16 protein-coding genes are annotated in these 22,040 nt (G+C 60.7%); 8 read left to right on the forward strand and 8 right to left on the reverse strand.

From position 1 onward, the window contains the following. Positions 1 to 265 precede the first annotated feature (265 nt). On the forward strand, positions 266 to 2,206 hold the full coding sequence (locus FHS81_RS06490; RefSeq protein WP_183751219.1) for a peptidylprolyl isomerase: 1,941 nt from the start codon (positions 266 to 268) through the stop codon (positions 2,204 to 2,206). 121 nt (positions 2,207 to 2,327) lie between these two features. Further along, entirely contained in the window at positions 2,328 to 3,836 is a 1,509-nt protein-coding gene (gene trpE, locus FHS81_RS06495; RefSeq protein WP_183751220.1) for an anthranilate synthase component I, read from the forward strand. Positions 3,837 to 3,892: 56 nt separating this feature from the next. On the opposite strand, the gene hmuQ is transcribed toward trpE, so the two are convergent. The 3 genes from hmuQ to FHS81_RS06510 form a co-directional block, all read right to left on the reverse strand. After that, a complete protein-coding gene (hmuQ, locus tag FHS81_RS06500) occupies positions 3,893 to 4,258 on the reverse strand; it encodes a heme-degrading protein HmuQ (protein WP_183751221.1) in 366 nt (121 codons plus the stop codon). 8 nt (positions 4,259 to 4,266) lie between these two features. Next, complete coding sequence (locus FHS81_RS06505; protein WP_183751222.1) at positions 4,267 to 5,574, reverse strand: HlyD family type I secretion periplasmic adaptor subunit; 1,308 nt, start codon at positions 5,572 to 5,574, stop codon at positions 4,267 to 4,269. A 112-nt stretch (positions 5,575 to 5,686) separates the two neighbouring features. Further along, positions 5,687 to 7,564, reverse strand: a complete 1,878-nt coding sequence (locus tag FHS81_RS06510) for a type I secretion system permease/ATPase (RefSeq protein ID WP_183751223.1) — start codon at positions 7,562 to 7,564, stop codon at positions 5,687 to 5,689. Between the two features lie 552 nt (positions 7,565 to 8,116). Between FHS81_RS06510 and FHS81_RS06515 the strand changes: the two genes are divergently transcribed. The 4 genes from FHS81_RS06515 to FHS81_RS06530 all read left to right on the forward strand — a co-directional run bounded on the left by FHS81_RS06515 (position 8,117) and on the right by FHS81_RS06530 (position 12,005). After that, complete coding sequence (locus FHS81_RS06515; protein ID WP_183751224.1) at positions 8,117 to 8,539, forward strand: hypothetical protein; 423 nt, start codon at positions 8,117 to 8,119, stop codon at positions 8,537 to 8,539. Positions 8,540 to 8,719: 180 nt separating this feature from the next. Continuing rightward, positions 8,720 to 9,289 (forward strand): helix-turn-helix domain-containing protein, encoded by a 570-nt coding sequence (locus FHS81_RS19340; RefSeq protein ID WP_428982434.1) that lies wholly within the window; start codon positions 8,720 to 8,722, stop codon positions 9,287 to 9,289. Positions 9,290 to 9,481: 192 nt separating this feature from the next. Then, on the forward strand, positions 9,482 to 10,810 hold the full coding sequence (locus FHS81_RS06525) for a glycosyltransferase family 4 protein (RefSeq protein WP_183751225.1): 1,329 nt from the start codon (positions 9,482 to 9,484) through the stop codon (positions 10,808 to 10,810). A gap of 601 nt (positions 10,811 to 11,411) precedes the next feature. Continuing rightward, positions 11,412 to 12,005: a BA14K family protein gene (locus tag FHS81_RS06530; RefSeq protein WP_246374792.1), complete on the forward strand. Its 594-nt coding sequence runs from the start codon at positions 11,412 to 11,414 to the stop codon at positions 12,003 to 12,005. A 9-nt stretch (positions 12,006 to 12,014) separates the two neighbouring features. Here FHS81_RS06530 and ispG read toward each other — a convergent pair whose 3' ends face one another. Together ispG and FHS81_RS06540 are read right to left on the reverse strand one after the other, a co-directional pair. Further along, on the reverse strand, positions 12,015 to 13,262 hold the full coding sequence (ispG, locus tag FHS81_RS06535) for a flavodoxin-dependent (E)-4-hydroxy-3-methylbut-2-enyl-diphosphate synthase (protein WP_183751226.1): 1,248 nt from the start codon (positions 13,260 to 13,262) through the stop codon (positions 12,015 to 12,017). 81 nt (positions 13,263 to 13,343) lie between these two features. Continuing rightward, positions 13,344 to 13,982 carry a transcriptional repressor gene (locus FHS81_RS06540; RefSeq protein ID WP_343052435.1) on the reverse strand — a complete coding sequence of 213 codons (639 nt, stop codon included), beginning with the start codon at positions 13,980 to 13,982 and terminating at the stop codon, positions 13,344 to 13,346. A gap of 531 nt (positions 13,983 to 14,513) precedes the next feature. On the opposite strand from FHS81_RS06540, the gene FHS81_RS06545 reads away from it, so the two are divergent. Next, entirely contained in the window at positions 14,514 to 15,299 is a 786-nt protein-coding gene (locus tag FHS81_RS06545) for a 3-hydroxybutyrate dehydrogenase (protein ID WP_183751227.1), read from the forward strand. A 2-nt stretch (positions 15,300 to 15,301) separates the two neighbouring features. Beyond that, positions 15,302 to 16,195: an HpcH/HpaI aldolase/citrate lyase family protein gene (locus FHS81_RS06550; protein WP_183751228.1), complete on the forward strand. Its 894-nt coding sequence runs from the start codon at positions 15,302 to 15,304 to the stop codon at positions 16,193 to 16,195. Between the two features lie 41 nt (positions 16,196 to 16,236). Here FHS81_RS06550 and lpdA read toward each other — a convergent pair whose 3' ends face one another. The 3 genes from lpdA to FHS81_RS06565 form a co-directional block, all read right to left on the reverse strand. Then, complete coding sequence (gene lpdA / locus FHS81_RS06555; protein ID WP_183751229.1) at positions 16,237 to 17,637, reverse strand: dihydrolipoyl dehydrogenase; 1,401 nt, start codon at positions 17,635 to 17,637, stop codon at positions 16,237 to 16,239. A gap of 96 nt (positions 17,638 to 17,733) precedes the next feature. Next, positions 17,734 to 18,957 carry a 2-oxoglutarate dehydrogenase complex dihydrolipoyllysine-residue succinyltransferase gene (gene odhB / locus FHS81_RS06560; RefSeq protein WP_183751230.1) on the reverse strand — a complete coding sequence of 408 codons (1,224 nt, stop codon included), beginning with the start codon at positions 18,955 to 18,957 and terminating at the stop codon, positions 17,734 to 17,736. Between the two features lie 112 nt (positions 18,958 to 19,069). After that, positions 19,070 to 22,030, reverse strand: coding sequence for a 2-oxoglutarate dehydrogenase E1 component (locus FHS81_RS06565; protein ID WP_183751231.1), 2,961 nt, complete (start codon positions 22,028 to 22,030; stop codon positions 19,070 to 19,072). Positions 22,031 to 22,040: the final 10 nt, after the last annotated feature.

Genomic DNA, 22,040 nt, shown 5'->3' on the forward strand with positions numbered 1-22,040 from the left:
CAAAAGCCTGGGACATAAACTCCTCACCTGGACTCTCTTCCGGGCTGTCCTCACTACTCGTTGGGTTATCCTCACGTGGAGTTGCCATATGGACTCGCTACACGGGCTTGCGGCAAAGGCTTTTCCCCTTTATCGCTAGAAATCGCGCGAGCGGCGCTTCGCGGCTCCGGAACGCGGTCCGGCCGGGCCTCGCACCGGGCGGCGGCGTATCGTCTCGCACCTTCGTCCTCGTCCACCCCCTGTGCCCCGGACCCCGATCGAAACCATGCTGCAACTCCTCCGCAACTCCGGCCGCCACTGGCTCGGCAAGACCGTGACCTTTGTCCTGTTCGGCCTGCTCATCCTGTCGTTCGCGATCTGGGGCATTTCAGGCTGGTTCATCTACCCCGTCGCAACCCAGGTTGCGGAAATCGGGGACAGGACCATCACCGTGGAGGAGATGCGCGAGGCATATCTGGCCCGCCTGCAAGCTCTGCAGCAGCAGTTGCGCATGCCCATCAGCACAGAGCAGGCGCGCGCCATGGGCCTCGATCAGCAGGTGCTCGGCCAGCTCGTGAGCCAGGCCGTGCTCGATACGATTGCCGACGATCTGCGCCTCGCCGTGCCGGACGAGACGATTGTCGCCGTCGTCACGCGTGAGCCGCAGTTCCGTGACAGCGCCGGCAACTTCAACCGCGCGGCCTTCGATTCGGCCCTGCGCAATGCAGGAATCACGGAACAGGCTTTCGTCGCCGAGCAGCGCGCGGTTCTGCCCCGCCGTCAGATCGCGGAAAGCATCGCGGGCGACATCGCGCCGTCGCGCGCCATGCAGGCTGCTTTCCACCGTTATGGCACGGAGCGGCGCACCGCTCAGTACGCCACCTTGGCGCCGGCTGCCGCCGGCCCCGTCGCCGATCCCGATGACGCCATGCTTGAAGCATGGTTCAAGGAGAGGCCGGAGCTGTTCCGCCTGCCCGAGTTCCGCAGCCTCTCCGTGCTGGATATCGAACCCGAGACGCTGGCAAAGCCGGAGGCTGTAAGCCGCGAGGCGGCACTGGCCCGTTACGAGGCCGAAAAGGAAAACCGCTACGGCACCCCGGAAACGCGCCACGTGCAGCAACTCGTCTTCCCGACGCAAGCCGATGCCGACGCAGCCTATCGCCGCCTGACCGACGGCGGGGCCGAAACCTTCGAGAGCATCGCCGCCGAACGCAACGTGGCTGAAACCGATTACGATCTTGGCCTTGTGGCCCGCGATGCGGTGTTCGACCCCGCCGTGGCGGAAGCCGCCTTCGCGCTTGTGGAGCCCGGCGTGAGCCAGCCGGTTCAGGGCCGTTTCGGCACCGTCATCACCCGTGTAGTGTCGATTACGCCGCCATCGGTCCAGTCCTTCGGTGAGGTGGAGCAAGCTGTCCGACTCGCCATTGCCATCGATGAAGCACGCGCAGCCGTCGAGGCCCTGCACGACAGCATCGAGGAAGCCCGTGCCGCCATGCGGCCACTTTCCGAGATCGCCGAGGAAAAGCAGTTGCCGCTGCGCACGATCCCCGCCATCGACCGCGCCGGGCAGGACAGGGACGGCGCGCCGATCACCGATCTGCCGGAAGCCGCCGCGCTGATCACCGCTGCCTTCGCCTCGGATGTCGGCGCCGATAACGCGCCCCTGCGCCAGCAGACCAGCACCGGCACCGGCTATATCTGGTACGACGTCACGGATGTCTCTCCGGAGCGCGACCGCACCTTTGAGGAAGCCCGCGCCGATGCGCTGACACGTTGGCGCGAAGAAGCCGCCGCGGACAAGCTGACGGCAGTGGTCGGTGAGCTGGCCGCGCGCCTTGATGGCGGCGAGAGCTTCGAGACGGTGATCGCCTCGCTGCCGCAGGAGGCTGTCGTCTCACCGCTCACGACCGCTTCCGGCATCGCCCGGTCCGGCGAGACCGCTGGTCTGCCGCCGGCTGTGGTGCAGCAGGTGTTCGCAACGCATAAGGGCAAGGCAGGCTCGGCTGCGGTTTCCGCGGGACGTGTGCTGTTCCAGGTGACCGAAGTAACGACACCGCCTCTCGACATTGCGGAGCCGCGCACCGCCGCCGTGACCGAGCAGCTCAGCTCCGTGATCGCCGACGATCTGCTGACGCAATATATCGGCAAGCGTCAAGCCGAGCTGAAGCCGACCGTCAATCCCGAGGCGCTCAGGGCAGCGACCGGCCTCGACACCGCAGGGCTGTGACGCTGCTTTCAACGATCGAGGCTTCTTGAGAGACGTCCGGGGCGCTGCGGCGCCCCAGGCATGAAAGTCCATACGCGAGCGGTTGCAAACCGCAAAAAGCTGGTTCGATAAGGTGGGAAATATGGCTGACACCGCAATCCCGGCGGAATTCACCGACCGTTACAACGCTGGTGTGCCTGACGTCGTTTCCGTCACGCTGGTCGCGGATCTTGAAACGCCCGTGGCGGCATATCTCAAGTTGCAGGCCATTGCCCGCGGCCCGTCATTGCTGCTCGAATCCGTTGAAGGCGGTGCAGCGCGCGGACGCTACTCCATCATCGGCCTCAACCCGGATATCATCTGGCGCTGCAACGATGGTGCGGTCGAGGTCTCGCGTGATGGCCAGCCGCCGGAAACCGACACCCGCCCGCCGCTGGACAGCCTGCGCGCGCTGCTGGCCGAAAGCCGGCTCGAATTGCCGCGCGGCCTGCCCGCGATGGCCGCCGGCGTGTTCGGCTATCTCGGCTACGACATGGTGCGCCAGATGGAGCGCCTGCCGTCGCCGCCGCCCGATGCGCTCGGGGTGCCGGATGCCGTCATGGTGCGGCCCACGCTGCTTGCCGTTTTCGATTCGGTGACCGACGCGCTGTCACTGGTGACACCTGTGCGGCCCCGCCCTGGTGTCAGTGCGCGCCAGGCCTTTGAAGCCGCGCTCGCCCGTCTCGACGAGGCTGTGCTGGCGCTCGAATCTCCGCTGCCGCACGATGCGCCTGTGGACCCCGGCACCATCGCCGCGCCGGAGCCGGTTTCGAACACCCCGCCGGATACGTTCCGCGCCATGGTGGCAAAAGCCAAGGAATACATTGCAGCGGGCGACATCTTTCAGGTCGTTCTGTCGCAGCGGTTCGATGCCCCCTTCCCGTTGCCGCCGCTGTCGCTATACCGCGCGCTGCGGCGCTCCAACCCATCGCCTTACCTCGCCTATCTCGACTTCAACGATTTTCAGGTGGTGTGTTCCAGCCCCGAAATTCTGGTGAAGGTATCGGATGGCGAAGTCACCATACGCCCCATCGCGGGCACGCGCCGCAGGGGAGAGACGCCATCGGCAGACGCCGCGCTTGCAGCCGAACTGCTCGCCGATCCCAAGGAGCGGGCCGAGCATCTGATGCTGCTCGACCTTGGCCGCAACGACGTGGGCCGTGTGTCCGAAATCGGTTCGGTACGGGTGACGGACAGCTTCTATCTCGAATATTACAGCCAGGTGATGCACATCGTGTCGAATGTGGTCGGCAGGCTCGATTCGCGCAGCGACCTCATCGATGCACTGGCGGCAGGCTTTCCGGCCGGCACCGTATCAGGCGCACCGAAAGTCCGGGCGATGGAAATCATCGATGAGCTGGAGCGTGAGAAGCGTGGGCCATATGCCGGTTGCATCGGTTATTTCGGCGCTGGCGGCGAAATGGACACCTGCATCGTTCTGCGCACGGCCGTTATCAAGGACGGGAGAATGTCCGTGCAAGCCGGCGCGGGCATCGTGCACGATTCGGATCCCGAGAGCGAATTGCAGGAATGCATCAACAAGGCCCGCGCACAATTCCGTGCTGCCGACGAAGCCGTGCGCTTCGCCACGCAAGCCCGGCGGGGGCAATAATAGAAAGCCGGGATCTACCCTGACAGGACAGATCCCGGCTTTTTTAACTCCGGATGTTATTCGGCGGTGCTGTTTTCGCGCCTGCCATCGCTGAACACGGTCTGCAAAACCTCGAAGCCCTCGAACTGCGGCGGCCCGGCATAAAGCGGATTATGCCCACCGGCATTGCGGTGGCTGGCGCGGAAAGCGTCGGATCGCGTCCACGCTTCGAAATCGGCCTTGGACCGCCAGACGGTGTGGGAGGAATACAGCGTATGCTCCTCCCCCTGCGGCCCGCGCAACAGATGGAACTCGATAAATCCCGGCACCGTGTGCAGGTGAATATCGCGTTCAAGCCACACCTGCTCAAATGCCTCTTCATTCCCCTTCAACACATTGAAACGGTTCATGGCGATGAAGGGAACCGGGCGATTATCGGACATGGACAACCTCACTTTTCACGGAACGACGACGTCACTGCTTCTGTCAGCGGCCGGGTGAGGTAGTCAAGCACGGAACGCTCGCCGGTGGGGAAAATCACGTCAGCCGGCATGCCTGGCCGCAAACGCTGCTTGAGGTCCGGCGGCACGTCGGTATCCCGCACGGCCACCAGCGCCAGGAAGTACGGTGCGCCGGTCTTCTCATCGGTCAGGCGGTCGCGGGAGATGTCCTGAAGCGTGCCCATGATCAGCGGTGTGGTGCGGCTGTGGAAGGCGGGGAAGCGCACTTCCGCCGGCAGGCCGGAATGGACACGGTCGATATCCGTGACTTCGATATGCGCCTCGACAACCAGATCGTCGTCGTCAGGCACGATTTCGAGCAATGTCTCGCCAGGGCGGACAACGCCGCCCAGCGTGAATACCTTGAGGTTGTGAACGATGCCCGCACGCGGCGCGACCACATCGATGCGATGGCGCACATCTTCAACCACGCGGATGCGCTCCTGCAGATCGCCCAGCTTGAGCCGAACATCGGCGAGCTGCTCGCTGACCTGTTCCTGAAACTGCTGCTGCGCCTGACGAATCTGGATATCGATCTCGCCGATGGCGTTCCGCGCCTTGGCGCTGTCAGCCTGGTTGCGGCCGATGATGCCGTCGAGGCGGGCTTTTTCGCGCTCCAGCGACGATTCGCGCGTCTTGGAAACCAGCCCCTTCTTGGCCAGCGCCTTCACGCCGACCAGTTCGTCGTCGATGAAGAAAAGCTGCTGTTCGGCAGACTGGTGCTCACGCTCAAGACCTTCGATCTCGGACTGGTACTGCGTGATGCGATTTTTCATCACCGCGATCTGCCCTTCCAGCGACGCACGACGCTCACGGAACTGCGTGACCTGGTCATCGAGGATGCGCTTCACTTCGGCATCGCCGGCGCGAGTCATCAAAGCTTGCGGAAAAACCATCTCTGCCTGCGTATCCCGCTCGGCGACGAGACGGGCTTCCATGGCCAGAGCCATGTCGAGCTGATGGCGCGTGGCCGCGTAATTGGCGTCCGAAGAGGTCGCATCGAGACGGAAAAGCACTTCCCCGGCATCAACGCGGGTGCCATTGGTGACGTTGATTTCCCGAACGATACCGCCCTCAAGATGCTGCACTGCCTTGCGCTTGCTCTCGACCGACACGACACCGCTGGACACAACCGCGCTGTCGATATTAGCCAGCGCAGCCCATCCGCCCAGCAAACCGAATGTCAGAACAATCACCGCATAGCCCACCCGGGCGACAGGGCGATAATCACTGGAGATTTTCGGGGCTACTTCATTCATCTTCTGTCATTCCCGTCACCAAGGAGACCTATTTCCAGCAATTGATACCCCTAATTGGGACCAATCAAGGCGAACCGCAAGCGGCGCCACTGCAAAGTACGACCTTATGGCGCTAACCTTGAGCTGTAATTGGCCGTGCCTGCCGCGCGCCGCCGTCCGCAACTGCCGGCTGATTCACCACGCGTGGCCCCATGACGCGCGCCAGAACTTCGTCGCGCTTGCCGAAAGCCTGGACAGTACCATCCGCGATCATCAAAACAGCGTCGCAGAGGGTCAGAATGTTCGTTTTGTGGGTGACGAGTACCACGGTGCGGTTTGCATCTTTCAGCGCGCGGATGGTGTTCATCAGCGTCTGCTCGCCGGCCGCGTCGAGACTGGCGTTCGGTTCGTCCAGCACGATGAGGGCCGGCATGCCGTAAACGGCACGGGCAAGGCCGATGCGCTGGCGCTGGCCGCCGGAAAGCGTCTGACCGCTATCGCCGATTTCGGTGTTATAGCCCTTCGGAAGGTGCTGAATCATCTCATGCACACCCGCCATCTGCGCGGCCTGCACGATCTTCGCTTCGTCGATGACGTCGAAGCGCGCAATGTTGTCGGCCACGGTGCCGCTGAACAACTCCACGTCCTGCGGCAGATAACCGAGCGAACGGCCAAGCTGGTCAGGATCCCAGTGCTTGAGGTCCGAACCGTCGAGGCGAACGGAACCCGACAACGCGGGCCAGACACCGACAATGGCGCGCGCCAGGCTCGACTTGCCGGCGGCGCTGGGGCCGATCACGCCCAGAACCGTGCCAGCCTGAATGGCGAAGGACACCCCCTTGAGCACCGGCAGGTCACGACCCGGAGCGCGAACTACCAGCCCTTCCACGGAAAGGTTGCCCTGGGCATCTGGCAGCAGCATGCGCTCGCCCGGAGGCGGCGCGAGGCGCAGCAGCGACTGCACGCGCTTGAATGCACCGCGCATCCCGACGAAGCCCTTCCAGTTGCTGATCGCCACCTCGATCGGCTGCGTGCAGCGACCGACGATAATGGACGCTGCGATCATCATGCCCGGCGAAATCTCTCGATTAATGGCGAGATAAGCGCCGATGCCAAGCACGAGGCTGCCGGAGAACATGCGGTGAAACTTGCTCGCCGCCATCAGAAAGCCGGCGCGATCGGAGGCGTTGGCCTGCCAGCCGAGCGCCGCGTCGCGGTTCTCCTCCCAGCGCTGACGCAGCCTGCCAATCATCCCCATGGCCTGCAACACCTCAGCGTTGCGGAAGGTCGCTGTTGCCTGACCATTGGCGACGATGGAGGCGCGGGTGGCGTTTTCCAGCGTGGATCGTGTGGCGCGGTCGTTGGCGACCGCGATAATGGCGGAGATGACGCAAGCCGCAATGGCGAAGAATCCATACAGCGGGTGCAGCATGAATGCCACGGCCACATAAACCGGCACCCATGGCAGATCGCAGCAGGCTATGATGCCCGCGCCGGTAAAGAACTCGCGCACGGTGTCGACGTCACGCAACGCCTGCGTATGGCCCTGCGACGGCTGATGGATGGTCGCGCGCTGGACAGCATCGAACGCTTCCGTCTTGACCTCGCTATCGAAAGCGATTCCGCCACGTACGAGCACCTTGGTACGCACGCTTTCCAGAATCGCGCCGGTGGCGAGCAGGAGAGCGACAATGAGTGTGAGCAGTACAAGGGTGGTGATGTTGCGGCTGGACAGGACACGGTCGTAGACCTGCATCATGTACAGCGGCCCCACCAGGCCCAGGATGTTGATGAACAGGCTGAAGAAAACAGCGGTGAGAATGGCCGGGCGTGCGGCAAGGAGCGCGGCATTGAGCGCGCTCTCACCCTTATGAAGAGACGCTTTGCCGGAATCCCCCGCGGCAACGAGCGCATCCTCTTTTTCACCGAAAACGCGTCCCGCCACGGCGCTCCATGCCTGCCCAAACCATCGGGCAGCCTGTCCCCGTAACCCTGCGATATCACTTGTCATAAGGAACGCACCCGTCGTCCAGATTCCATCGGATCACCCTTCCCGACCACCGCCGGAGAGCATTCCGCTTTTTTGCTCCGCATCCTGCCTGGATCAACAGATCTCATGCAGCAGGAGACGCTCTTGTCGACATATCGACGGCCAGCACCACAGCGGCACCCAGCCTTCGCATCTATATCAAATAACAATCCATACCTGCAAGCCCACAGCTCGATACGCACAAGTGCACACTTTGCTATAATATTTATATATTAATACATTTACAAATGCATAATAATAAACTAATAACCTACACTTGATGCGAGATTTTTAAGTTTTAAATTCTTTGTAAAATTTTTGCGAGTCATATTGCAATATAAAATATATATAGTTTCCCTATGATATATATATTCAATTGTATTTATATATAAAATTTTAAACTGCATTGAATTTTGTTTTTAAATATTAGCATTATATTATTTTGCAAATTTAACGGAAGCATAAAATTTCAGACGCTTTCCTGTTTTATGAAAATTGACTGAACAATATCAAAAAACAAGGAGACGGGAGCCTATGATGTCATGGGGTGAATGCGGCTTATCGACATCGACGACGATGCGTTCATCTGGATGGGATGAAGATGAACTCGCTATTTTGCAACATGCTGCGAAGCTGCTTGAACAGAATGGGGTTGTTGCCGAAATCGGCTGGGGTATGTCGGACGAAGCCGATCCATGGTTCTCCGTGACGGATCCATTCACAGACGACGTCCTTCTTCACATAACATGCTTCAACTGGTCATTCATCGCCCTTTCAGATGCGATCAGCCGCCCTTTGCGTGGAGGCGATCTCTACATGGTGGCCACCGAAGCAGTCAGCCGCGTTATTCGTCTGCGCACGACAACAGATCGCATGCCGGATACAGCCGCAGATGGAATGCTTCAGCAGCGGCGAAATATTCCACGATTGACCCAAAAAAGCATCCGAATCAAATGACTTGCTATGTTCACAAACTTGAAGTAATATGTGAATAATAAATTTTAATAATACAACTAAATTTATTAACTTTAACTTATAAGCAACAAATATATATAACATATATAAAGAATTTTTATTATCTTTTTTATTTTTCTCTAACACTATTTGTATATTTTTTTATTTAATTATGGTGATTTCATGTATACGAACCAAAGGCAGACAAACGAAACGAAAGAGCTTCGCCGCCTTGGGGGAAGATGGCTCAAGGAAAGGCGTGAGCGCGCCGGCTTATCGCAACGACAGTTGGCCGAAATTCTTGGTGTCGAATATTATACCTTCATTTCCCAGATCGAAACCGGACACGGTCGCATTCCGCCGGATCGTTACGCAGCATGGGCGGAAGCCATTCGGGTGGATCTGTCGGATTTCGTGCGCGAGATCCTGCGCTACTACGATCCGGTGACATTCGCTATTCTGTTCGACAAATCGGAGGATGAAGACAGCACATCGCAATCGAGCCGGCAAAATGCCACGCACGACATGACGGTTCTCACGAAAGAGCTTCAGGACCTGCAGGAGCAGGTGCATGAGTTGCAGCGCCTGCTGGGCAAAAAGACCATGGAGCTTGAGCAGATGCGCGAGACACTGAAGCATGGCGGGGAGAGTTCTTCCGAACGGCAGGATGGCCGCCGACTGAATGCAAAAGGTCGCCGGCCGAACGGCCGCAAGATCCCCGTCAGCGCAGTCGCGGCGTCTCTGGATACGTAGACCGCGGATACTCTGAACAGTTCCGGCGCGATACAGTGTGTGAAGGCGTCAAACAACCCTCGCCTTTTCCGTTTCATGTTGTAGTGTGCGAGAGATCAATCGGTATTCACTGTCAATCGTCGCCGGATGACAGGTTGAGCAACGTTTTCCTCACTCACACGACCATCCGGCGCTTCACCTGAAGCACTACGCATGAACGACAAGCCTCGAAACACGGGCAACGCGCCGGATTCGCTTTCATGGACAAAGCAGACTTTGCGTCTGGTGCCGCAATTATGGTTCCGGCTGGGTCTGGTGCGTTTGTGGCGTCTTATCCCCCGGCGTCTGCGCCGGCGGATCGTAGCGCGGATCATTCCCTTGCCGCGCCGCACAGGGCAAAGGCTGCAAGCGCCGCAGGCGCCTGTCTTCATGTGTGGTTTCCTGTCGAGTCCGCTGGGGCTTGGCTGGAGTGCCCGCCTCACGCGGGCGCTGGTGGCTGAGGCCGGCGTACCGATCCGAGACTTCGACATCGGCCATGCCTTCGCAACAGGCGAGAAAACCAGCGAAATGCCGGATGCCTCGGGGCCAGGCACGGTGATCTTCAACTTCAATCCGGGACAATTCGGCTATGCCTTGAATTTTCTGCCGGCCTCTATTCTGGCGGACAAATACATCATCGGCTATTGCGTCTGGGAACTGGCGCGTATTCCCGAGGACTGGCTGGAGCCGCTGTCGCTGGTCGATGAACTGTGGGTGCCAACAGAATTCGTGCGCACAGCTTTTGCCGACGCAGGCGTGAAGGTGCCGATTCGGATCGTTCCTCATATTATGAGCGCGCCAACCGATCTCGTGGCAGATCGAGCACGCTTCGGGCTGCCGGACGGTACTTTCGTCGCAACCGTCGTGGCCAGCCTTCGCTCCAGCCTGGCGCGCAAGAATCCGCTTGCGGCGGTGGAAGCCTTCCGGCGTGCCTTCGGCAAGGACGACAATGCCGTGCTCATACTCAAGCTCGGCGATGCGCATCTGGAAGCGCAGGCGCTGGCTGACGTCCGCGCCTTCATCGGCGACGATCCACGCATCCGGCTGCTGCTGGATACGCTCGATGACAAGGCGATGTGGTCGTTGTTCGCATCGTCCGACGCCATCGTTTCGCTGCACCGGGCTGAAGGCTTCGGCCTGGTGCCCGCGCAGGCGATGCTCGCAGGGCGCGCGGTTGTGGCAACGGGCTGGTCGGGCAATCTCGATTTCATGACCGAGGACAGCGCGTGCCTCGTTCCGTCGCGCCAGATTCCGGTCCACGATCCCAGCGAGCTTTATGTCGCGCCGGGACTGACGTGGGCCGATCCGGACATCGACGCCGCTGCCGCCGCATTGCGCCGCCTTTACGATGACAGGGCGTTTTGCGCTGCTCTTGGACAACGCGCGCGGCAGCAGATCACGCGTTACTTTGAGGACGCAAAAACACCCGTCGTGGATGCGATCCGGCAATACCTCCCCGCCGGTGGAACCATCCAGCCGCTGAAACCGTTTCTGCAAAACTGACCGTCTCCGCATTTCGATGAGAGCGGCGAGAGGTTGTCGATGCCAGCTCGGCAGGCTTTGACCGGTTGGCTTGCAAACCTGAAACGTCAGGTCAGTACATCTGGAGCGCTGGAACGACATCCATGATCGTTACGGCGCCTTTCGCGCCTTTTGACAGGACAATCATTGCATTTTTTGTAACATTATGGACGAAAGCTGACAAGAAGCAGCCTTATTGCAGACACAGGAGACTGGCCAAATATCAGTCAGGACTCGTCGGGCACGAGAATCGTGGGGGATAAACAGCAGCAGCTCGATGGCGTTGTGAGTCTGTCGTTTCACAAGTCTGTCAGTCGGGGGCCTTTGCCGGGTGATCTTTGCATTCTCTCGACATGCGAAACCAGCCTGACTTTCCGATTGTGACTCAAGGCTTGCCGATAAGATGCATCCATCTGATCGACAGGCAATTTAGAGCTTCAGATGTTCAGATAGAATTGGGACTTCGGCTCTAAAACCTTACATTCTACTGCGACTTGCGTTCAACACGATCAATCGGCCCGAACGCAGACTGCTCTAACGCTTACCGTTTCCCGATGGAAACGGACAGGAGGTCAATAACGCGATGTCCGTTCTTATGCACGACCGTTCCGGCCTGCGCCGCCCATCGCAACCGCTGCTGCAGCGCATGACCCGGATATGCCTCGCCATCGTCCCGGCGGTGGCCATGTCGCTGGTGCCGCTGGCCCAGGCCAGCGCCCAATCGGCCAGCGTGCCGGTTCAACCGGCCGTTTTCGACGGCGGCGAAGCCTCACCATTTGTGAATGTTCAATATTACGGGCCTTATGGCCCGCCGCCGCCGCGCTATCGCCCACACAGGGGGCCGCCGCCCGGCTATTACCGCGGACCGCCGCCCCCGCGGCATTATCATGGCTATCGCCGCCCGCCGCCTCGGGGTTACTGGGGACCGCCGCCGCCACCGCCGCCGCGTTATTATCGCGGGCCGCGGTACTCTTACGATCCCGGTGCAGCAGCTGCGGCCGGAGCGCTGGGATTGGCGGCTGGCGCGATCATCGGCGGCGCACTCACAGCCCAGCAACGGGCCGCGCCGCAGCCGAGCAATTCATGGCTGGCCTATTGCGCCAACAAGTATCGCTCATTCGATCCGGCATCGGGCACCTATCTTGGCTATGACGGCAAGCGCCATCCCTGCCAGTAAAGGGCGGGTTCAACCGAAACGACGCTCGATGTAATCGTTCACGAGCGTCTTGAACTCATCGGCGATGCCGGCTCCCTTGAGCGTCATCGCCTTTTCGCCATCGATGAATACAGGCGCCGACGGCGTTTCGCCGGTGCCGGGAAGCGAAATGCCGATATCGGCGTGTTTCGATTCTCCCGGCCCGTTGACGATGCAGCCCATGACAGCGACATTGAGATTTTCCACGCCCGGATAGCGCGTTTTCCATTCCGGCATGGATGACGTGATCCAATGCTGAATGTCGCGCGCCAACTCCTGAAACACTGTGGATGTCGTGCGCCCGCACCCCGGGCACGCGGCGACCAGCGGCACGAAGGTCCGAAACCCCATCGTCTGTAGCAGCTCCTGCGCGGCGCGGACCTCCAGCGACCTGTCACCGCCGGGTTCCGGCGTCAGCGAATAGCGGATGGTATCGCCGATACCCTCTTGCAGCAGAATGCCGAGCGCGGCAGATGAAGCGACGATGCCCTTCGATCCCATGCCGGCTTCCGTCAGCCCCAGATGCAGGGCGTAGTCGGACCGTCGCGCCAGATCGCGATAAACGGCAATCAGATCCTGCACCGCCGAGACCTTCGCCGACAGGATGATGCGATCACGGCCAAGCCCAATTTCCTCCGCCCGCGCGGCAGAAATCAGCGCCGATTGCACCAACGCCTCGCGCGTGACGGCGCGCGCCTCCAACGGGGCATCGCTTTTCGAGTTCTCGTCCATCAACCGGGTCAGCAGTTCCTGATCGAGCGACCCCCAGTTGGCGCCGATGCGCACCGGCTTGCCGTATTTGGCGGCAATCTCGACAATGGTGGAAAACTGCTTGTCGCGCTTGTCCTTGAAGCCGACGTTACCGGGATTGATGCGGTACTTCGCCAGCGCCTCGGCGCAGGCGGGATGATCCGTCAGCAGTTTATGGCCGATATAGTGGAAGTCGCCGACGAGCGGCACCTCAATGCCCTTCACCATCAGCGCATCGCGGATATAGGGCACCGCGCGGGCGGCCTCATCACGATCGACGGTGATGCGCACCAGCTCCGACCCGGTCCGCGCCAGCGCCGCGACCTGCTTGACGGTGGACGCAACATCAGCCGTATCGGTGTTGGTCATCGACTGGACGACGATCGGCGCGCCGCCTCCCACGACAATACCGCCGACATCGACGGCGACGGTGCGGTGGCGGGCGGCCGGACGAGCCTCGGCAGCGACGGAAACGGGAGCAACGTTCATCGGCGATGGAGCCTGCTGGGAAACCTGTCTGCGATCATTCGGATCGGGAGCCGGAACCGCGAAAGTATCCGGCCATTCGCCTCATGTATCGCTCATTCGGGCGGGCTCGGCAACCGAATCGTCGCCCACGGCTGCATGGCCGCAATGCGCACACACCCCGCCGATTTCCACCACACGCGTACGCGGCGCGAAGTCGGCATGCGAGAGCACATCCGCCATCGCCCTGCTGAAAGGCAGGGACGACACCTCATCGACACCACCGCAAACATCGCAAATAAGGAAGGCGACCAGTTCTCCCGGCTCATGCGCATGGGGGCAGGCGATGAATGCATTCCGGGTTTCCAGTTTGTGGATGAACCCCTGCTCCAGCAGAAACTCAAGCGCCCGATAGATGGTGATTGGCGCCACGCGCCGCCGTGTCTCCCGGGCCATGATTTCCGCGATGTCATAGGCGCCGAGCGGGCGGTGAGTGGTGTAAAGCGATTCCAGCACATCGCTGCGGATCGGCGTCAAGCGCACGCCGCGTTCCACACACGTCGCTTCGGCCAGCGCCATGGCATCGGCGGCGATGGCGGCGCGTTCCGTTGCATGCTCGCAATCGCCGTCGTGCTGATGAACGTGCTGCCCGTCATCATGATGGGCGCCGCCGCGTGAGGCGTCGCCTTGAACTTTCGGCCGGCCAGCGCCGGTTGAATTGCCATGGACGGGGTGGGCGCTCACGCCTGTCTCCTTTCCCTGTCAACATTCCTGTACACAATAATCCGGCCACCGGCCGGTATCGGGCATACATCGTGTTTCCATTGTAACACAATTCCCTGTCCTGTGCCGGCGATTGATGCAAGTGTCACATAAGGAGGAGAAAACCGGCCTATGATGGCTGGCCGCCAATCGTGCGCGGCGGGTCTTCGCCGCCACCGGCGTCGCATGCGAGGGAGTTTCGTTTTCGGCCATGCCCGGTCATCTTCATACGGGCCGTGCCGCCCCGGACACCCGTGGTGGCGTCACCGCTTGCGGGACCACAATCCACCGCGCACACTTTCGTCAGCGCATGATCCGTGGAGTTTTTTCCACTCGGAGAAAACCAGCGGATCAATAAGAGTTGGTTTCGGGAGTTCGCTCCAAAAGCTCGCTCACAGTCAACAACCCGGACTATTTTGGCATTTCGAGGAAAGGTGAAAACAGTCCGGCCGGAATCAGCTTCTGCATTCCGGAATTACGTTCCCCCAAGGCAAGCCAAGGAGGCTTTCGCTCATGTCCCTGAAATCGCGTACTGCCGTCGTTACCGGCTCCACCAGCGGTATCGGCCTCGCCATCGCCCGCGCCTATGCGCGTGAGGGCGCGAATGTCGTCATCAACGGTTTCGGCGACGCGGCCGACATCGAGAAAGAGCGCCTCGGCATCGAAGACGAGTTCGGCGTGAAGGCATTCTACTCCGCCGCCGACCTGTCGAAGGCCGATGAAGCATTCAACCTCGTCGTCGAAGCGGAAAAGACTTTCGGCAGCGTCGACATTCTCGTGAACAACGCCGGCGTGCAGTTCGTCTCGCCGGTGGAAGAGTTCCCGGTCGAGAAGTGGAACCTGATCATCGCTCTCAACCTCTCGGCGGCTTTCCACACCATCCGCGCCGCTGTGCCGGGCATGAAGCAGCGCAAGTTCGGCCGCATCATCAACACGGCCTCCGCTCATGCCCTGGTGGCTTCGCCCTTCAAATCCGCCTATGTCGCGGCCAAGCACGGCATCGCCGGCCTGACCAAGACCGTGGCGCTGGAAACGGCCACTTTCGGCATCACCGCCAACGCCATCGCACCCGGCTATGTCTGGACGCCGCTGGTCGAGAAGCAGATTCCCGACACCGCCAAGGCTCGCGGCCTGACCGAAGAGCAGGTGAAGAAGGACGTGCTGCTCGCAGCGCAGCCGACCAAGGAATTCGTCACGGTCGATGAAGTGGCTGCCCTTGCCTTGTTCCTCGCATCGGACGAAGCCCGCTCCATCACCGGAACGGTTATCCCTGTCGATGGCGGCTGGACGGCTGCGTGACCATGGCTGTCAAGCCACGCCGGAGCCTGCTGTTCGTTCCGGCCTCCAATACCCGCGCGCTTGAAAAAGCGCGCGGCCTCTCCAGCGACGGTGTCATCATCGATCTGGAAGACGCCGTCGCCCCGGGCGTCAAGGATGCGGCGCGGGCGCAAGCCGAACAAGCATTGCGGCAAGGCTTCGGCGGACGCGAAACAGCGTTGCGCATCAACGCACCAGACACACAGTGGTTTGAGGCCGATCTGGCACTCGCGGCGCGTGTTGCGCCGGATGCAGTGGCCATACCTAAAGTATACTCCCCCCAGACCATTCGCGATATTGCTGCACGCCTCGATTCACTTGGTGCGCCGGCAAAGGTGCGCCTTTGGGCCATGATCGAAACGGCACGCGGCGTGCTGAATGCGGATGCAATTGCCAGCACTGCCAGTGAGCCGGCAAATCGTCTCGATCTTTTTATCGTCGGCGCCAACGATCTGGCGCGTGAAACCGGCGTCAGACCCGGCCCCGCGAGGGCATCCCTCATTCCGTGGCTGCAATCGGTTGTGCTTGCAGCGCGCGCCAGCGGGTTGGCCGTCATCGATTCCGTTTACAACGATTTTCGAAATGCGGATGGATTTGCCGCCGAATGCACCCAAGGGCGAGATTTCGGCTTTGATGGCAAATCACTGATCCACCCGGCGCAAATCGACGCCGCCAATGCAGCCTTCGGTCCCACCGCCGAAGAAATTGCCGAAGCTCAGGCAATGATTGCGACATTTTCAGCGCCTGAGAATGCCAGCAAAGGCGCGGTTGCGTTCGAGGGGCGCATGATCGAAGAATTGCACGTGGCCATTGCCCAGCGAACACTCGACTTGGCTCATGCGATAGCAGCGATCCACGACAACAAAAACGCCGGCTAAAAATAGCCGGCGTTGCTGCATATCATCACTTTTCCGAACAATCAGATGTGAATGGCGCGCTTGTCGACTGCCAATGCCGCTTCCTTCACGGCTTCCGAGCGTGTCGGATGGGCATGGGTGGTGCGAGCCAGATCTTCGGCCGAGCCGCCGAATTCCAGCAGCACGACTGCCTCGTGAATAAGCTCACCTGCTTCGGGGCCGATGATGTGAACGCCAAGCACGCGGTCAGTCGCGGCATCGGCAAGCACCTTCACGAAACCTTCCGACTGATGATTGACCTTTGCACGCGAGTTCGCCGTGAACGGGAATTTGCCAATGTTGTAGGCAACGCCGGCTTCCTTCAGCTCTTCCTCGGTGCGGCCAACAGAAGCGACCTCAGGGGTGGTGTAGATGACGGCAGGAATGACGCCGTAATTCACGTGGCCTGCTTTGCCGGCCAGAATTTCGACGGCGGCCACGCCTTCTTCTTCAGCCTTGTGCGCAAGCATCGGACCGGCAATAACGTCACCAATGGCAAGGACGCCCGGAACGTTTGTGCGATAGTGATCGTCCACCACGATGCGGCCGCGTTGATCGAGCGCCACACCGATTTCCTGCAAGCCAAGACCGGCGGTGTAGGGAACGCGACCCGTTGCCACGAGCACGACATCCGCCTCGATCACCTCGGAAGCGCCGCCGGCGACGGGCTCGACGGTGACTTTTGCGCCGGAGCCGGTGTTTTCAATGCCAGTCACCTTCGTACCGAGCTTGAACACAACGCCCTGCTTGGTGAGAATGCGCTGGAACTGCTTTGCCACCTCACCGTCATTGCCGGGGATGATACGATCCAGGAACTCGACAACGGTCACTTCCGCACCGAGCCTGCGCCACACCGATCCCAGTTCGAGGCCGATGACACCGGCACCGACAACGACAAGCTTTGCCGGCACCTTATCAAGCGCGAGCGCGCCGGTCGAGGACACGACGACCTTCTCATCGATCTCGATGCCGGGAAGCTTCGCAACATCAGAACCCGTGGCGATGAGGATATTCTTCGCCTCGACGGTCTGGGTCGATCCGTCTTCCGCCGTCACCTCAACCTTACCGGCAGCGGCAATGCGGCCAGTTCCATGGAAGACATCGATCTTGTTCTTCTTGAACAGAAAATCGATACCCTTGACGTTGCCGTCGATGCCGTCCTGCTTAAAGGCCTGAAGCTTCGCGACATCGATCTCGGGCTTGGAAACCGTGATACCGAAGTCGGCAAACGAGTGTCCCGCTTCCTCGAACTTCTCGGAAGCGAACAGCAGAGCCTTGGAGGGAATGCACCCGACATTGAGGCAGGTGCCGCCATGCGTCTTGCGTTTTTCGACAACAGCGGTTTTCAACCCAAGCTGGGATGCGCGAATGGCAGCAACATAGCCGCCGGGTCCGGTGCCGATTACCACGAGATCATATGACATGGGTTTTTCCTGTCTGCCGCGCGCCGGTGCGCCGCGGCCCTGCCGATCGTTCGATTGAAATGCAATGGTACGCGCCCCTTTCGGGGCGCGCCGGGATCAAAGGTCGAGCACGAGACGCGCCGGATCCTCAAGGTTTTCCTTGATACGGACAAGGAAGGTCACGGCTTCCTTGCCGTCGATGACGCGGTGATCGTATGACACCGCCAGATACATCATCGGACGGGCAACGATCTGCCCCTTGTACACAACCGGCCGCTGCTCGATGCGGTGCATGCCGAGAATACCCGACTGCGGCGCGTTCAGGATCGGCGTGGACAGCAGCGATCCGTACACACCACCGTTGGAGATGGTGAACGTACCGCCCTGCATTTCCTCGATCTTGAGCTGGCCATCGCGGGCGCGGCGACCGAATTCAGCGATTTTCTTCTCGATGCCGGCAACCGACAGCTGATCCGCATCCCGCACAACCGGAACGACAAGGCCCTTCTCGGTGCCGACAGCCACGCCGATGTGGTAGTAATTCTTGAAGATCAGGTCCGTGCCGTCCAGCTCGGCGTTAACGGCTGGAACGTCTTTCAACGCCTGCACGGTCGCCTTGACGAAGAAGCCCATGAAGCCCAGCTTGACGCCGTGCTTCTTCTCGAAGGCATCCTTATACTGCGAGCGCAATTCCATCAGGTTCGTCAGGTCGACATCGTTGAACGTGGTCAGCATGGCCGCGTTCGACTGCGCTTCCTTGAGGCGGCGCGCGATCGTCTGGCGCAGCTTGGTCATGCGCACGCGTTCCTCGCGCGCCTCGTCGGTAGCGGGGACTGGCGCACGTGCTACGACAGCTTGTGCGGGAGCAGCGGCAGGCGCCTGAGAGAAGGCAAGGATATCGCCCTTCGTCACGCGTCCATCCTTGCCGGTGCCAGGCACGTTGGCAGGGTTGATGCCCGTTTCGGATGCAATGCGCTGAACGGCGGGGCCATTTTCCAGACCACTCTTTGCGGGCGCGGCGGGGGCCGGAGCAGGCGCCGCGGCAGGAGCAGGGGCGGCCTCAGCTTTCGGCGCAGGGGCCGGAGCGGCAGCAGCCGCGCCAGCGCCGGCGCTGAAGGTGCCGAGCAGCGCCCCGACCTCGACCGTCTCGCCTTCCTTGACTGTGATCTCCGCCAGCACGCCATCGGCGGGGGCGTTGACTTCCAGCGTCACCTTGTCCGTTTCCAGTTCCACGAGCGGCTCGTCGGCCTTGACGGCGTCGCCAACCTTCTTGAACCACTGGCCGATAGTTGCCTCGGTGACAGATTCGCCCAGCGTGGGCACGCGGATTTCGGTCGCCATGATCTTTTACCCATTGAGGCCAGCGGCCTGTTACCTGTTACAGTCCCGCTCGTGCGAGGGACCGGCTGATTTGTTGTCGAGAGGCTCGGCCTGACGGCCGAACCTCGAAAGATTAGACGGCAAATGCCTCGTCGAGGAACGCCTGCAATTGCGCCAGATGCTTGGACATCAGGCCCGTCGCCGTAGCGGCGGAAGCGGCGCGTCCAACGTAGCGCGGGCGGCTCGCCTTGATGCTGGAATGACCCAGCGCCCATTCGATGTAGGATTCGACGAAGCCCCACGATCCCATGTTCTTGGGCTCTTCCTGGCACCATACGACATCGGCGTTGCGGAAGCGCGACAGCTCATTGATGAGCGACTTCACCGGGAACGGGTAAAGCTGTTCGACACGCAGGATATAGACATTATCAATGCCGCGCTTTTCGCGTTCCTCGTAGAGGTCGTAATAGACCTTGCCCGAGCAGAGAACGACGCGACGGATCTTGTCGTCCTTGACGAGCTTGACCTTTTCTTTGTTCAGACGCTCGGCGTCGTCCCGCAGGATGCGGTGGAACGAACTGCCTTCCGCGAATTCCTCCAGCCGCGATACGGCGCGCTTGTGGCGCAGCAGCGACTTGGGCGTCATCAGGATCAGCGGCTTGCGGAAGTCGCGCTTGAGCTGACGGCGCAGAATGTGGAAGTAGTTAGCCGGCGTTGTGACATTTGCCACCTGCTGGTTGTCCTCGGCGCACATCTGCAGAAAACGCTCCAGACGTGCGGAGGAGTGCTCCGGACCCTGCCCCTCATAACCATGCGGCAGCAGCACCACGAGGCCCGACATACGCAGCCACTTGCGCTCGGCAGAGGAAATGAACTGGTCGAACACCACCTGCGCACCGTTGGCGAAGTCGCCGAACTGGGCTTCCCACAGCGTGAGCGTGTTGGGTTCGGTCAGCGAGTAACCGTACTCAAAACCGAGCACAGCTTCTTCCGAAAGCATCGAGTTGATGACTTCGTAATGCGCCTGACCTTCAGAAATATTGTTGAGCGGAATGTACTGACGCTCATCCTTCTGGTCGACGATTACCGAATGCCGCTGCGAGAAGGTGCCGCGCTCGACATCCTGCCCCGAAAGGCGCACCGGCTTGCCTTCCTTCAGCAGCGAGGCAAATGCCAGCGCCTCGCCTGTTGCCCAGTCGATACCTTCACCCGTCTCGATCGCCTTGCGGCGGTTGTCGAGGAAGCGCTGAATGGTGCGATGGACGTTGAAATCCTCCGGCACCGTGGTCAGACGCTCGCCGAGCAAATGCAGATCGTCGTCAGACAGGCCCGTCGCGCCGCGGCGCGGATCGTCTGCGTCCTCGCGCACGGCTTTCAGCCCGGCCCAGCGCCCGTCCAGCCAATCGGCCTTGTTGGGCTTGTAGGCCTGACCCGCCTCAAGCTCTCCTTCCAGATGCGTGCGCCATGCCGCGCGGCGTTCCTCGATCTCAGCCTCGGTGATCACACCCTCGGCGATGAGCTTCTTTGAATACAGCTCCAGAACCGTCGGATGGTTGCGGATTGCCTGATACATCAGCGGCTGGGTGAACGCCGGTTCATCGCCTTCGTTGTGGCCGAACCTGCGGTAGCAGAACATGTCGATGACAACCGGCTTGTTGAACTGTTGCCGGAACTCCGTCGCGATCTTGGCCGCGAACACGACGGCCTCCGGATCGTCACCGTTGACATGGAACACAGGCGCTTCCACCATCTTCGCCACGTCGGACGGATAGGGCGACGAGCGCGAGTTGCGCGGGTTCGTCGTGAAGCCGATCTGGTTGTTGATGATGAAATGGAGCGAACCGCCGGTGCGATGCCCCTTCAGGCCGGAGAGGCCGAAGCATTCCGCCACCACGCCCTGACCCGCAAAAGCGGCGTCACCGTGCAACAGCAGCGGCATCACGGACGAGCGTGCTTCGCGATCGCCGAGCTGGTCTTGCTTGGCACGCGCCTTGCCCAGAACCACCGGGTTGACAATCTCAAGGTGCGACGGGTTTGCCGTCAGCGACAGGTGAACCTTGTTGCCGTCGAACTCACGATCGCTCGATGCACCGAGATGGTACTTCACGTCGCCCGAACCCTCGACGTCATCAGGGGTGAACGAGCCGCCCTTGAACTCGTGGAACAGGGCACGGTGCGGCTTGGCCAGCACCTGCGTCAGCACGTTGAGGCGGCCACGGTGGGCCATGCCGAAAACGATTTCCTTCACGCCCAGGTTGCCGCCGCGCTTGATGATCTGCTCAAGCGCCGGAATGAGCGACTCGCCGCCATCAAGACCAAAACGCTTCGTGCCGGTGTACTTGATGTCGAGAAACTTCTCGAAGCCTTCCGCTTCGATCAGCTTGTTGAAGATCGCCCGCTTGCCCTCGGGGGTGAAGGTGATTTCCTTGTGCGGACCTTCGATGCGCTCCTGAATCCAGGCCTTCTCGGCAGCATCCGAGATGTGCATGAACTCGACGCCGAGCGTCTGGCAGTAGGTGCGCTTCAGGATCGCCAGCATCTCGTTGACGGTGGCGAACTCAAGGCCAAGAACCTTGTCGATGAAAATTTTGCGGTCGAGATCGCCGGGGCCGAAACCGTAGCTCGACGGCTGCAACTCCTCGTGATCAAGCGGCTGACCAAGCCGCAGCGGGTCGAGATCCGCATAAAGGTGGCCCCGCATGCGGTAGGCGCGAATCATCATGATGGCGCGCACGCTGTCACGCGCAGCCTGCTGAAGCATTTCAGGCGACAGCTCGACGCCGCCCTTCTGGGCCTTTTGCTTGATCTTGTCGCCGACGCCCTTTTCAACCGCCGACCAGTCGCTGTCCAGCACGGACACCAGTTCGCCGTTGGCATGAACCGGCCAGTTGGAACGCTCCCAGGAGGCCCCCTTCGCGTTCTTCTCGACAACAGCCTTGTCTTCGCTCAGATCGGCGAAGAAGTCACGCCACTGGGCATCGACCGACTGAGGATCCTGCTCGTAACGCGCGTAGAGCTCATCGAGGTAAGCGCCGTTGCCGCCGTAGAGAAAGGATGTTTGAGCAAATGCGTCGTTCAAGTCCTGACGTGCCATGACCCTGTAT

The sequence above is a fragment of the Pseudochelatococcus contaminans genome, from assembly GCF_014195635.1.
GTDB classification, from domain to species: domain Bacteria; phylum Pseudomonadota; class Alphaproteobacteria; order Rhizobiales; family Beijerinckiaceae; genus Pseudochelatococcus; species Pseudochelatococcus contaminans.

Bases quoted from the DNA above. Each gene is read 5' to 3' on its own strand.
- FHS81_RS06490 (WP_183751219.1), top strand. From the start codon at position 266: ATGCTGCAACTCCTCCGCAACTCCGGCCGCCACTGGCTCGGCAAGACC.
- trpE (WP_183751220.1), top strand. From the start codon at position 2,328: ATGGCTGACACCGCAATCCCGGCGGAATTCACCGACCGTTACAACGCT.
- hmuQ (WP_183751221.1), bottom strand. From the start codon at position 4,258: ATGTCCGATAATCGCCCGGTTCCCTTCATCGCCATGAACCGTTTCAAT.
- FHS81_RS06505 (WP_183751222.1), bottom strand. From the start codon at position 5,574: ATGAATGAAGTAGCCCCGAAAATCTCCAGTGATTATCGCCCTGTCGCC.
- FHS81_RS06510 (WP_183751223.1), bottom strand. From the start codon at position 7,564: ATGACAAGTGATATCGCAGGGTTACGGGGACAGGCTGCCCGATGGTTT.
- FHS81_RS06515 (WP_183751224.1), top strand. From the start codon at position 8,117: ATGATGTCATGGGGTGAATGCGGCTTATCGACATCGACGACGATGCGT.
- FHS81_RS19340 (WP_428982434.1), top strand. From the start codon at position 8,720: ATGTATACGAACCAAAGGCAGACAAACGAAACGAAAGAGCTTCGCCGC.
- FHS81_RS06525 (WP_183751225.1), top strand. From the start codon at position 9,482: ATGAACGACAAGCCTCGAAACACGGGCAACGCGCCGGATTCGCTTTCA.
- FHS81_RS06530 (WP_246374792.1), top strand. From the start codon at position 11,412: ATGTCCGTTCTTATGCACGACCGTTCCGGCCTGCGCCGCCCATCGCAA.
- ispG (WP_183751226.1), bottom strand. From the start codon at position 13,262: ATGAACGTTGCTCCCGTTTCCGTCGCTGCCGAGGCTCGTCCGGCCGCC.
- FHS81_RS06545 (WP_183751227.1), top strand. From the start codon at position 14,514: ATGTCCCTGAAATCGCGTACTGCCGTCGTTACCGGCTCCACCAGCGGT.
- FHS81_RS06550 (WP_183751228.1), top strand. From the start codon at position 15,302: ATGGCTGTCAAGCCACGCCGGAGCCTGCTGTTCGTTCCGGCCTCCAAT.
- lpdA (WP_183751229.1), bottom strand. From the start codon at position 17,637: ATGTCATATGATCTCGTGGTAATCGGCACCGGACCCGGCGGCTATGTT.
- odhB (WP_183751230.1), bottom strand. From the start codon at position 18,957: ATGGCGACCGAAATCCGCGTGCCCACGCTGGGCGAATCTGTCACCGAG.
- FHS81_RS06565 (WP_183751231.1), bottom strand. From the start codon at position 22,030: ATGGCACGTCAGGACTTGAACGACGCATTTGCTCAAACATCCTTTCTC.